We start from the raw sequence: 14,951 nt of genomic DNA, 5'->3' as shown, positions 1-14,951 counted from the left end.
GGATATCCCTTTTTTAAATTTCAATTTCATCGGGCGCGGATTCGTCGAAGGTTGTTACCCGCGAATCGACAGCCTCTGCACTCGCGTCGAAGGCAGGATCCAGGCTCCTCCTAGACTCTAAAACCTCAGCTAGCTGCGCCACGCTGGCGTGCATAAACAAGTCTTTAACATTCATTTCGATACCAAGATGTTTACGCCCGAGTGAAACCACCTGCGTCGCGCTAAGCGAATGTCCACCGACGTCGAAAAAGCCCGTGTGAATATCAATCTGATCTAACTTGAGGACGTTCTGGAAAATCTCACAGAGCTGACATTCAAGAGGCGTACGAGGGGCTTCATTACTAGCATGTCTGTCAACGAAGATGTTATTGTCTTTGTTTTTTAGTGTTTCAATCAAATATTTTTTATCGATTTTTCCCGCAAAGGTTACTGGAAGCTCAGGCACCAATTGCAAATTTGCGGGGTGCATGAAACGAGGTAAACTCTCGCGTAAGTTGCGATGTAAAGCGGCAACACTCAGGTTTTTATTTTTTGTAACGACAAAAGCGGCAATTTGGTTTTCGTTTTGCGCATCTTTATACAACTGCACGCAGCAGCTGTGCACGTCAGGCAGTTTGCTGATAGAAACCTCCACGTCGCCCAGTTCAACTCTATGGCCGCGAATTTTCACCTGATTGTCGCGTCGACCAATAAATTCGATATTGCCATCCGCCAAATAGCGCACCAAATCACCAGTACGGTAGAGTTGTCCGCCCTCCTCGTCGAATCGATTAGCAACAAAAGCGCCAGCAGTGGCCTCGGGATTATTCAAATAACCTAATCCAATACAGCTGCCACCTAGATAAAGCTCACCCACCACACCACTGGGCAATGTTTGGCCGCGGGCATTCAGCACGTAGGCTTTAACGTTTGCGATGGGCCGCCCGATCGGTAAAATGTCAGGGACACAAGCGGGAATTTCATAAAAAACAACCCCAATTGAAGTCTCAGATGGACCGTAGCAATTGTTTAAGCGTACATGCGGGAAAAGCTTCCGGATATCGCGTACAACCTTCGTGGATAATGCGTCGCCTCCTAACAGCAAGGCGCGTAAACTAGAAAGCTGTTCGCGGTGCTCCGGCATCTCTTTGAGGTGCGCTATCAACGACGCCAGAACGCCAGGTGTGAAATCAGAAATGGTAACTTGATGCCGTTGCACCATATCGATGATTTGAAACAAGTCGATGCCCTGCTCCCAGTTCTGCAATACGGATTTACCACCGCTCAGCAGCGGCCAAAAATACTGCCACACCGCCGAATCGTAACAATGATGCGTAGTTTGTAAAATGGTGTCCTGAGACGGTACACCAAAATACTCATCCATAAATAGAAAACGATTTAGAATGCCTTTGTGGCAGTTAACGGCACCCTTAGGTTTACCCGTCGATCCAGAGGTATGGATAACGTAAATCGGTAGGTCTGGACTGATCTCAACGCCAGGGTTTTCAGTTTGTTCTTCAATATCATCGATAGCCACGATGTAAATATTGTCAACGATTTGAAGATCGAGGTTTAAACGAGTATCGAGCAGAACGCATTTTGCATTTATATCTGCAAGTACTTCCATAAGCCTTTGGCGGGGCCAGCGTGCATCCAAAGGTGCGAAAGCAGCACCGCATTTATTGATGGCAAGAAATGCCACTGGTGGTAAAAACCCAGAAGCAGCGATTACTGGTATCACATCACCAATACCCACGCCTTTATCCTGCAATACACGGGCAAAACCATTCGCGAGGCGATTCAGTTGCGCGTAATTAAGTATGCTATCACCATGCACCATTGCCACGGCATTGGGCGTCTGCTTTGCTTGTTTTTGAAACCGATTTACCCAACTTGTGCTGAGATCATAATTGCGCTTGGACTGATTTAACTCGTGAAGTAAGTATTGGGTTTCGCTAGGGTCCACCAGCTGCAGTTGATCGAGTGTGCGATCGCAATCGTTTGTTAACTCAATAAATGCTCGAACTATATGGTTAAGAAGTTGTTGCGTAAACGCTTTTCCGAACAATTTGGTTTGGTAAGTCAATTTAAGTTTTAACCCATTCTCCTCCATCGCCACCTCTAGGCTGATGGGGAAATTTGTGTGCTCCGGTGCATGAATATTTTGTATAGCAAGACTGCTGCCGTTATCCCCATCCCCTGTCGCACCAATGGGATAATTTTCACAGACGAGTAGGATATTCAAAAGCGGATTGTCCGCGCCAATCTTGGAGCACTTTTGGATATCTAAAAGAGAACTGTATTGATAATCGAGCACATCTAATTGATTTTTATGAAGGGATTTTAACCAGTCACGACAGCTTATCGATTGATCGAATTTAACTCGTAACGGAATGGTGTTGATGTACAAACCAACGCGATCTTCCACATGATCTAACTCGGCAGGTCTACCTGTACATGTAACACCCAGTACTATGTCGTCGCTTTGGGTATGGGTGTGCAAAACCAGTAACCAGGCCGCTTGCATAATGGTATTGAGAGTCACTTGCTGGGCCTGCGCGAAGTGTATGATGTTTCTGAACAATTGGCGGTCTATGGATAAGATCGTTTCTCCAATAATCTCTGTTGGTAGAGTGGAATCCGGATTTTCCCTCAATTTTGTTGGCGTTTCAAAATCGCGAAGATATTCGGTCCAAAATACATTTGCTTTTACCTGGTCGTAGCCTTGCAAATAGGCGATGTAATCCACGTATTCATCTTTCTTAAATACGGGAGCTAAAGCGCCGCCCACAAGGGCTTGGTAAGTTGAGGTAAAATGTTCGAGCGCGTTGGCCAGCGACCAACCATCCATAACTGCATGATGAAAAGTCCATACGAATCCATAGTGGCTCTCATCGAGGCGATATAACATAAGTCGCATAAGACTTGGTGAGGTGTAGGTTAAATGTTTACTCCGCTCAGTTTTAACCATTTGTTCAAAATAAACATCTGCCGAATCTTCACCACGAGCATCAATAATCTCGAGAGGAGCACGAACGCCACTGCGCACCACTTGTAGTCCCTGACTTAAGCCCTCGAAAACAAATTCCGTTCGGAAAATTGAATGCGTATCCACCAATTGTTGCCATGCTTGTTGGAATTTGGATTCGTCAACGGCAGAGAAAAATTCGCAATACAGTTGATCAATGTAAGTGGAGCCTTCTTGGTCATTTATACTGTGAAACAGCATGCCGGATTGCAAAGCGCTTTGCGGATAAATATCTTGAATATCATCAATATCATTGAGTCTCGTGACCAAAGCGCAAAATTCATCTTGCGATAAATTAACAAGAGGATATTCTCGGACATGCCATTGATTATTCACTTGAAGACAGTGATCAACTATATCATCTAGATAACTGATGAAGTGGTTGGCCAGCGCTTGCATAGTACTGTTTTCGTAGCGCGCGCAACTGAACGCAATCCGAATTTTCATTTCATCGTTAACAACAATCAGATCTATTTCTAAATCGTTGGTGCGATGATTTTCCGCTGCGCGTGTCTTACCTAGTATATCGTCGACGATACTTAAGCCCAGTCCCATCTGCTCTATGTTCATGTTGTCTGTCTGACCGAGGTAATTAAATTCGACCATATTCGTGTACTGCAATGAAGATCGTACCTTTTCGTCTTGGCTTAAATACCGTATGGGACTATAAGTAAATCCAGACTTAGGCACCGACCGAAGCGAATGTTTAGTGGCTTCAATAATCTGTGCCAGGTTTTTCTTAAAGTCAAGGCAGTGTTCCTGAGATACTTGTACAAGAACGGGATAAATCGAAGTGAACCAACCGATGGTATGGGATATATCTATGGGAGAATAAAAAGTGTCGCGACCGTGACCTTCTAAAGATATTTTGAAACATTCACCACCGGTCCAGTTAGCAAGCGCTAACCCCATGGCGCTGAGAAGAAGCTCATCAATTTCCGTGTGATAAGCTTTATTTGAACGCTGCAATAAGTCACTAGTTGCCTGGCGACCAAGGGTTGCAGTAACACTTTTCGAATCTTTTTCATAAGTTGTGTCCACTATGAAATCACAGGGCAGCGAAGCTGATGATTGATTAACAACGCCCTGCCAATATGCTAAATCTTGCAGACATTCAGCACTGTTTGCAAATTGATTTAAGCGCAGACTGTATTCACTAAAGTGAGTCGTTTTATAACCAAAGAAATCATTCCGGCCCGAACGCAGAGCCTGCACTGCGCGCTGCAAGTCGTCCATCAGAACGCGCCAGCTTACACCGTCAAGCACCAAATGATGAACCGATACAAATAATCGATCGGTAGCCATGAATTCCGGGGTGCGCACAATCGCCACCTGCACAAGTTCACCTTTATCAAGCCGCATTTTTGCATGTAAAGAATCACAAAACGTTTCGATTTCAATTTGCACGTCTTGCTTATCAGCAGCCCCTGTGAATTCGATTTCGTGTACTGGAACAATAGCGGACGCTGAGTTATGCCACTGAGTCCACTGCCCTAATAATGATTTTTCAAAACGCATTTTCAGAGCGCTGTGATGATCTACTAGAAGGTTAAAAGCCTGCTGTAAATGTTGTGTTGAAATACCTTTATGGCAAGTAAGTAACAACTCCTGATTCCAATGGCTAAGGTTTTGAAAACACTGCTCATAGCACCAGGCTTGGATTGGGTTGGGTTGGATTTCTAATTTATCGGTAATAACCTCTTCGCAAACAGCCTCCGAGTCGCTTTCTTGTGCCAATACCGTAATTACCTTAGCGAGAGATGCTATATCAGGATTCGAAAAAACATCACTTGCTTTACATAGAAAATTGAGTTGCCTGAGCCGACTGAGCAATTGAATGGCAGTAATAGAATCGCCGCCGAGAGCGAAAAAATTGTCCTTGGTACTGACTTTCTGGCGACGAAAAAGATCTTTATATATCTCAGTAAGAATTTTCTCCTGCTCACTCACAGGCACCGTATCGTCAACTGTGCTAACGTGGAAATTAACTTCGATGGATTCCAAGTTTTTTCTATCTACCTTTCCACTCGCAGTGAGCGGGAGGTTCTCGAGCACCACAATACTAGTGGGCAGCATGTACTCGGGTAGCACGCATTTTAGCTCCGCCAGCATTGTTTGCTCGGGCTGCAGCTTGGATGGGTTACCTTCGACAAACGCAAGCAGTTGTTTTTTGCCACCATTATCGTCGCGCGAAATTACCGCTGCCTGAAGTACACCATCTAACTTGCGCACGGCAAATTCAACTTCGCCAAGCTCGACCCGGTAACCGCGAATTTTTACTTGATGATCCAGCCTGCCTATAAATTCAATGAACCCACCATCGCGATATTTGGCTTGATCACCAGTGCGGTAAAGTCGCTGCAATACGTTTCCTGTCACGCTATCCGAAACAAATTTCTCCTTCGATAACGTCTCGTTCCCCCAATATCCTGTCGCCAAGCTGTCGCCGCCGATGAGTAACTCTCCGGCAACCCCTTGGGGTTGAATATTGAAATCCTGATCAACAATAAACATGCAGACGTTGTTCATCGGCTTGCCAATGGGCACCATCATATGTTCTGGCAGGGCACTGAGCAGTTCGTCTGTTAACTCGCAATAGCTACTGTCGATAGTCGCCTCTGTGACACCGTAAGTATTAAACAAACGCGTCGAAGCAGGCAGAATTTCCTTTATTCGTCGCGCGTTGTTGATATACCAACTGTCTGATCCGACGATAAAAACCTCTAAATTATTTAGAGTTTTTTGGCTACGCTCGCAGCACTCAGTAAGTGACATTGCAATCGCTGGAACAAATTCGGCAAAGTTCACTTGGTTGTCTTCGATTATTTGACAAAGATGGGCTGTATCCAATAGATCATTTTTACTAACAAGTAACATCGTAGCGCCTGAACCTAAAGCGCGGATAAGGTCACCTGTGAACACATCGAATGAGAAGTTCGCCATTTGTAAATGTACAGGATCGACGATTTCTTCGAGTCCAAAACAACGATTCCAAGCGTAATATCGACGCATGAGATTCGCATAGGGTACTACCACTCCTTTCGGGTTTCCGGTAGAACCAGAGGTGTAAATAACATAGGCAGGATTTTCACCATCGCGCTCTAATACGAGGTTTTCAGATTCACCGTCGTAAATCATTTTCTCTACAGAAAGATAGGGTAAGGAGCTACCAACATCATGCAAAAGACTCTGGGTGCTAATAATAAAATCAGCTGCGCTGTCGTTAAGTATATAGCGCACTCGCTCTTGCACGAGGGCTGCGTCGACTGGCACATAAGCCGCTCCTGTCTTTAAAATCCCCAACACTGCGGTGATTTGCTCAATCGACTTGCTAAGGTAAACAGCCACCCGGCTGCCTGTGCAAATACCTTGCTCCCATAATGATTTTGCAATCCTATTAGCCTGGTGGTTCATTTCCCCGTAATTCAAACTACGGTCAGCCATCCTCAGTGCGATTCGCTTTGGATGTGATTCAGCTCCGCACTCAAGTCGCTTTATAAAGCAGTCGCTTACTGCCCTCTCGCCCTGCATGGCGTCCCAGTTATCGCACTGAATTCTTTGTTGTTGTGTATCCAGCAACCTATAGTCTGTAACGGGGCTATCTGGATACGAGGCACATTGCTCGAACAAGGTGCAGTACTGTTGGAAAAACCGCTGCACCGAAGTGTCGCTGAAAGCAGATCGCCGATATTCGACTTCGAGTTTGAGATTACCACCAATCAAACCTTTTGATTGAGTGGTGCTATCTATGAAATTAAACGACAAATCAAAGTCAACATAATCGACGGATTTTTCCCCGAAGCTAAGCTGTAACCCCGAAAATTCTGGATGGTCTTTAATGACATCTAAATTGATTACGCAATTGATTAAACGCCTTCGGGAAAGGTCTTGTCCTGGCTGTAGTAGTTTCAGTAATTTTGCGTAGGGGTAATCCTGATTCTCGTAGGCTCGCAGTAACGATTGTCGAATTCTAGAAACAAACTGCGATAGTGCTTCGTCCGCACGTAATTCACTTAATAACGGAACTACATGCGTACAATAAGCAACCAAACTATGAATAGTGTCGTCACCCCTATCAGAGATGCCGCGACCAGCAGCCGGAAAACCCACAATAATTCTTTCCTGGCCTGTTACCTTGTGAAGCCACAAGGTATAGACCGCGACCAATGCCATAAACAGCGTGCATTGATGCTTATTGGCAAACTCATACGCGTGGCTAATTGTTGTGGCTGGTAGTGAAAAGGTTACACATTGGCCACTAAACTGGGAGGCTTTTATTGGGTAATCTGTTGGCAACTCCACTTGCGGGACGCCTGTAGAAAAAATATTCGACCAAAAAGTTTCCTGGCGAGCAAACTCTGCACTTTGGGTAAATTGAGTATGCAGCTGCGCATAACACGATAACTCCATTGCCTGAGGGAGATTCATTATTTTGCGGTTTACCAGAGCACTGTAAACTTCGGCTAGTTCATTCAATAAGATGCTTAGCGATAGGCCATCTGCAACAATGTGGTGAGTGCGCAACATCAGCAGAAACTCCGACGCAGACTGAGTTATTAGCGAAACACGCAATAGTAAATCCTGTGTCAATTTGAACGGACGGCAATTTTCTTCCTCCAAAAACGCACGCATTTTGGCAGCTCGTTGACTCTCTGACACATCAACTAAATTCAATTCCCGCAATTCAAAGTGAGTTGGTGTTGGTTGATAAAATTGTTCTTCACCGGTATCGCTAAAACAGGTTCGCAATGCTGGATGGCGATCTAACAACTTCAGAATTGCTTGCTTCAACATGTCGAGACGTAGTGTACCGTCTAATTTCACTGTGAGTGGAAGGTGGTAAGCCAAACCGCCCTCATCGTCCAAATGATCGGCTGCCCAAAGTTGTTTTTGCGCATCGTAAAGCGGAAATCTAGATTTCGGTTCCGATGCTACAGAAAAGTAAGAGGCAACAGTTTGAGCGTTAGCTGTAGACTCACAGGTTGCTCTTGCGAGGCTCTTCGTGGTGTTTGTTAGTGACGCTTTTGATGGAAAAAAACCGTCGTCTTGCATCACCTGCAAGCTTTCGGTAATGATCACGTAAATATCTTCTATATCTTCATCTGTGTGCGCGATCGACAGAAAACAGTTTCTCCCTTCCCATACATATAAACCACGCTGCATTAGGTTGTAAAAAAGAACATCCAAATTTGACTTAAATTTAAAGCGGAACAAAGATCCGAACTGAACAATTTCAAGCGGCATTTCTTTTTCTAGAAAGAACGAATTGAGACGACAAGCTAATTGAAGTGTTTTGTGATTGAGGTCATAATACATCTGGACGCCACGATCTCGAATCGTTTTCAAAACCGCATGCGCCGCCGCCATAGTGAGCGGATGTTTGCAAAAAGTACCGGCGAAAAATGTAGTTTCTGCCCTTGGATGGGAATCATCGCCGTACTGCCACGCACCACCGTCTATGCCATCCATAATATTGTGGCGTCCTGCCACCACACCGATAGGTAGTCCTCCGCCGACAATTTTCCCATAGGTTGCGATATCGGCCTGAACGTCAAACCACTGCTGGGCGCCACCAGGTAGAATTCGAAAGCCAGTTATCATTTCGTCAAAAATCAATAAAATTCCATTTTCGACTGTGAGGGTTCGCAAGGCCCGCAAAAACTCGGTGGGTTGTAATTCTGGATACCTGCTTTGCACTGGCTCAACCAATACCGCAGCGATCTCCCCGGCTTGCAGAGCAATTTCCGCCAGAGCATCATCACTGCCATACTCTAGTAGAATGACATCTTCTACCGCACCACGATTAACTCCAGGCGCCATAGGGACTGAGATAGCCGACGAACTTGCAGCTTCCGCAAGTGTGCCGTCGTAATGCCCGTGATAGGAACCTATGAATTGGACTACTTTGTTTCGTTTGGTAGCTGCACGGCATAAGCGCAGAGCAGTCATTACTGCTTCGGTACCTGAATTGCAAAAAGTGACGCGCGACATGCCCGTTAATTCGCAAATTAATTCTGCCACCTGACCCGACAATGACGTTTGCAAGCCGAGCTGCATGGATTTTTCCAATTGCTCTTGAACAGCCTCAATAACGAACACGGGTTGATGGCCAAACAAATTCACCCCAAAGCCCATAGTGATATCGATGTACTCATTACCGTCGATATCCCAGGTTCTTGCACCTAAAGCTCTATCACCGTAAATTGGGTACAGCATTTCTTTGGTGGACAAACGAAAGCCCGCCGAGGCGCGGCTGTCGGCACAAGTAGCTCGGTATTGTTGCGTAAGAGCTTTAGACTTACGCGTACGCCTATTATGAGATTCAGTCAGCACCTGCAAATGACGTTTTTGTTCTGCACCGTAGGCGGAGAAATTATCTGTAGCCGGACGCCATGGCGGGAGCGACGAAGACTTGGATTCTGCTCGCAACGCTGGAACTACTGCCACTGTCTGTCCATTTCCGGTCTTATTTGGTTGCCCTATAGCGGGAGGATCCCCCCTTAGCGTTGGGTTAGGCGTAAGGAGTGAAGTACTGTCCAGTCGTGTAAAATAATCGAGTTGAAGTGCACAAATATCGTGAAGTGTAAGGCGCGCTTGATCCGTTTGCGTCTGGCTCGCGAATAACAATTGGCTCTGCATAACCTGCATCATGGACTCCGTAGAAAGGGGCACAACAGCTCGCATTTCTGCGGAATTAGGCGGTGGCGTAGATGGTCGCGCTGTTGTATTCGGAGAATTACTTTCTGCAGTTTCAACGCAGACAATTGATTCGTCAGTGGCGCCATTAAGAACGATGTATTCGCTGAGTTTACGTAGTGTAGAGAGTTCTTCGAAAAACTGGGAGATGGCAAAATTCAAATGATATTTTGCTTCTATTTTTCGGGCAAACTCGAGAATAATAAGGGAGTCAGCCCCTATTTCTAACAGCGGTGTGTCCGCATCAATACTGGCTTCATCCGCTTGTAGGCTGTCGGCCAGCAAGCCCTTTAAAATATTAAGTAAGCCCTCGCGGCTCATACCTGTTGAAAGTTTCGTTTCAATAGATGGGGACGCAGCCATCGACGTCGTATTGGTAAACGAGCTAACCGCCGGAGCAGTAACAAACGGTGCGGCACTTGTAGCTGCTTGGACTTGAGTCGGCACCCAAAATGAGTTGCGCTGGAATGGGTAATCAGGTAGCGTAATTTTGCGTTTCGCAAATGGAGCGTAATATGCCTCCCAGTCTATATCAAAGCCATCGTCATATAGTCGAGCGAGGGTTTTGGCGGCACTAGTTCCCGGATTTTCTTTCGGCGTCAATGAAGCCAGGTACACGGAATCACTTCGTCTATCTGTCTGTATTGCTAAGCCACACAAATGGGGGGCTGGCCCCACCTCCAAAAAATGTCGGCAACCTTGCTCACCTGCAACATTAAGGCTGTCGGCAAAGCGCACTGTACCAGTCAAATGATTCAGCCAATATTCCGACGTACAAACGGCTGGATGATTAATTTCACTATGCAGATTATCTATGAATGGTAGCTTTGGTGGTTGCAATCTCACACTGCTCAATAGAGTATCTAGTGACGTCTTTATTGGCTCCATCATTGGTGAATGAAATGCGTGAGATACCTGTAATTTTTTTGTCTCTATGCCTTGTGACGTCAACACTGTTATCAATTTTTTAATGGCATTTTCTTCGCCGGAGACGACACAGGTATCTGGGGTATTGATTGCCGCTATGGATAGGCCGTCGCCATAGGGCTCGAGATAAGGAATGAGGCTAACCGAATTTGTGTACACGTTAACCATACACCCGCAGCTAACACTTTGACTCAGTGTTGCGCGTGCGGCAATGAATTTAAGGGCATCTTCGAGGTCGAAAATTCCAGCGATAGTGGCCGCAACAATTTCTCCTACGCTGTGCCCTAAAACTGCAGTTGGTATGATCCCCCAAGACATCCACAACTGAGCCAAGGCGTACTCGACACAAAAAATAGCTGGCTGTGTATTGCCAGTGTCATCCAGCGTTAGTCCATTCGGAGTCGATGCTGTATTGCCGTATAGCAGCGCCAAAATGGAGTAACCAAGTAAGGGTTTGAGTAATGCATCACAGCGATCCATTCCAGCTTTAAAAACTGGGTAAACCTCATAAAATATTTTCCCCATTTTCGGATATTGCGATCCCTGCCCGGTAAAAATAAACGTAAGCTGCGACGGAGGGGTACATGGGGCGAGATTATCTAAAGTATCAATTCCATTTGACAATAACTTACGCAATTCTTTTTGGTCAGCGAAAAACACTGCTTTACGCAGTTTTAAATGCGACCATCCTACAGCCGATGTATAGGCAAAATTCCATAGATCATCATTTGGCAATGAGCTTACTTTTTGATTGATTCGCACCATCAAATTCTGAATTGCTCTGCCATTGTGTGCCGAAAAAGTAAATACGCCGTATGAAGGCGGTAACAACCCTGCTTGTTCAGGCGGTGTGGTAACGTATGGCTCATCTTGCAAAATCAAGTGTGCATTGGTGCCACCGAAACCGAAAGAGCTTATAGCGCCGTATCTCTGCTGCTTAAGTTTGGGCCATTCAATGGCATGTCTGGGGACACTAATATTGGTTGCACCCCAATCAATATGTGGGTTTGGCGTGACAAAATGGCGCTGTTTGGGGATAACCTGATGATGCAAGCAGAGAATCAGCTTGATCAATCCGGCCATGCCCGCTGCAGCTTCCAGATGGCCGATATTTGCTTTTACGGAACCAACTTTGAGCGGATGTTGCCGATTAGAAGCGGCACCATAAACAGCTTGCAACGCTTGCAGCTCAATGGGATCACCCAACTCGGTACCTGTACCATGAGCTTCAACATAATCAATCTGATCGGCCGATACATTGGCGTCATGTAGTGCTCGCTGAATAACTTGTTGTTGAGAAAGTCCGTTTGGTGCACTCAAACCATTGGTGCGACCGTCTTGCACTACCGCAACCCCAGAAATTAGCGCAAAAATTTTGTTATTGCTTTCAGCAGCATTATTAGCGGGCTTTAAAATAATAACTCCGCACCCTTCCCCTCGAACATAACCATTGGCACTAGCGTCGAATACTTTGCAGTGGCCATCTGGCGAAAGCATATTGGCACTCGCCAATGACTCGCTAATTTGAGGCAACAAATTCAGCTGCACTCCGGCGACGATGGCAAGATCGCACTCTCCGTTACGTAAACTCTGCACAGCCCGCGTAACGGCCACCAGCGAACTTGAACAGGCAGTATCGATCGCAAAGCTCGGGCCTTTGAAGTCAAAATAATAGGAGATCCGGTTTGCCGTGATACTCGGCGCATTACCAGTAACAAAATAAGGGCTAGTATGCGCGTTTTCCGTAAGACACAAGGCACTGTAATCATTGGAGGTTACACCTACAAAAACACCAGTGCGCGACCCGGCCAATTGTCTATGATTGTAACCAGCGGATAATAAAGCTTCGAAAACCTGCTCCAACAGTATTCGTTGTTGTGGATCCATCAGGCGTGCTTCTTTTGGCGATATCGAAAAAAGCTCCGCGTCAAAGTCACTGACGCACTTCAAATACCCCGCTTTGTAGGAGCTGCCTTCCAATTCGACTCGTTCAGCCGGAGGAGCTCCTACCCCCTCTTCCGAATTTCGGATTAAATTCCAATACTCTGTGATATTGTCAGACTTTGGAAAGCGACAGGACATACCGATAACAGCAATTTTATTACATTGAGACACAATTGGGGGGTTGTCAGGAAAATCAGAAGAAAAAATATCACTGATGGCTGCAGTAGCAAAGAGATGAATGGTTGGATAATCATAAATATGTGTTGCGGACAAGCTAATATTAAATTCATCATTAAAGTCACCAATCAACCGCATTCCGAGTATTGAATCCATTCCGAGCTGAGCAAACTCCACATCAAAGCTTATCGTAGCCTCCCTAATATTAACGAATTCACTTATGCGTTTTCGCAACCAGTGCTTTATTGTGTTTAGTTTTTGTGTTTTAACGATTGAATTTGAGGAGTCTGTTGCGCTTATCGGTCCGACATCATCTTTCGGTGGAGAAATATATTTTTGTTCGTTTCTATCAGCAGTTGAGCTAAGCTGGTAAATGGATTCCGTTTCGCCATTAATATAGGTTTGGCGGTTTTCTTGTCGCTGAATTTTCCCACTCGAAGTTTTTAATAAGCGGTTAACCTTAACAAATACAATATCGTGGATTTGCAATCCGAATTCTTCCGTAATGCTTTTTTTTATTCTTAAAGCAACTAGATCAAGGTTCTTATTTCGAATAGACGTACGTTTTATTTCTTGCACTAACACCAGCTTTTCTTCGCCAGCAACGCTAATTGAGAAAGCTGCTGCACCATTATTTACACATTCCTTTCCACGTGAGGCGATTGCTTCAATATCTTGCGGATAATAATTTTGCCCGCGGAAAATCATTGTATCCTTACGCCGACCGGTAACATAAACTTCGCCGTTGCGCAAAAACCCCAAATCGCCGGTGCGCAAATAAGGTCCGTGATCCGTATTCGCAATATAAGCCTGAAAACACTCCTTAGTTTCTTTCTCTCTGTTCCAGTATCCCGCAGCAACGCTATCGCCTTTAAACCAGATTTCACCAACTTGATTATCCACGCAGAGTGTTTTTTTATCAGGATCAACAATAGCTATGCTGTGGCCGTGAGCTGAAACACCAGAGGAAACGACGACATAACTCCGCTCTTCATTTGTGCAGTCAATAGCTTTACCACGGAGAAATTGCTTTGCACTCAATACCAGTCGATTGTGTGAATTACGCCTGGTGCAGGCCCCAAGCAGAGTCATTTCCGCCATACCGTAGCAGGGCTTATGAGCTGCGCCGGAATATCCAAAAGGACCAAAGGTTTTTTGGAATCTATCTATTGTAGTGGGCGAAATTGGTTCTGCACTATTAAACGACGTTTGTAAACATGATAAATCGAAGTCGATTTCGTCAATATTTTTTAAAGTGTCTATGCATAGGTCATACGCGAAGTTTGGCGCGCAACTGGTAGTTGCCCGATATTTATAAATCGCCTCCAGCCAACGTATTGGTTTTTGAGAAAAATAGGCCGGGCTCATTATATACATGGGAAAGCCGACAAAAAGAGGCTGAATCACACTGTAAAATAACCCCATATCGTGGAAATGTGGTAACCAACTAACACCCACAGAATTTTCTGAGTGACAAGCTATAGACGCTATTACTGATTGATTGCTGATGATATTTTTGTGAGTTATCACGACACCTTTTGGATTTCCAGTCGAACCCGAGGTATATTGAAATAGCGCGATATTATCCCGCGTAACAACAGGCAATGATATGTTCATCAATTCAATATTAGTTGGATATTCTTCGGTATTGATCCAGACTATCTTAGCTAGGTTTTCATCCGCTGCGAACTTCGCTTGTGCGACACCAAGAACCAAATCATCAGACAAGACAACACTAACATCTGCATCGTTTATAATATTTTTTAAGCGTTGGAGGTTTTGATTTTTCCTTGGTGGATAAGTGGGAATAGCAATGACACCAGCCATCAAGCAACCGTAGAATGCGATAATAAACGATACTCCAGGGCTGTACATCAGTAAAGCACGTTGACCTGGGGCTGTTTTGGACAGAATCACCTTCGCTAAGGTCTCCGCTTTCCTCTTCAACTCTATGTAAGTCAGTGAAGAACTCAGAGCTCCATCATCACCAATAAAATTATACAAAGCATTATTCGCTGCTTTATTCCCCGCTTTTTGGTTAACGACTTCAACAAGCGTTGCAGGCTCGAGTTTAATTGTCATAACTTTAAATCCCCTGCTAATTGTAAATAATAAATACAGACGTCAGATGATATATGTGAAAAACATACAGACCATTTTTACTGTGTATTAATTAATAACAACTAAGGCGTAGAAATCC

At 45.0% G+C, this 14,951-nt stretch carries 1 protein-coding gene; it reads right to left on the bottom strand.

Going from position 1 to position 14,951, the window contains the following annotated elements; all coding sequences use genetic code 11:
• Positions 1 to 13: 13 nt before the first annotated feature.
• Positions 14 to 14,833, bottom strand: a complete 14,820-nt coding sequence (locus tag H5715_RS05545) for a hybrid non-ribosomal peptide synthetase/type I polyketide synthase (protein ID WP_075187478.1) — start codon at positions 14,831 to 14,833, stop codon at positions 14 to 16.
• Positions 14,834 to 14,951: the final 118 nt, after the last annotated feature.

The sequence above is a fragment of the Teredinibacter haidensis genome (assembly GCF_014211975.1).
Taxonomy (GTDB): domain Bacteria; phylum Pseudomonadota; class Gammaproteobacteria; order Pseudomonadales; family Cellvibrionaceae; genus Teredinibacter; species Teredinibacter haidensis.
Note: the sequence above shows the minus strand (reverse complement) of the source record. Positions and strands in the feature narration are given on the sequence as shown.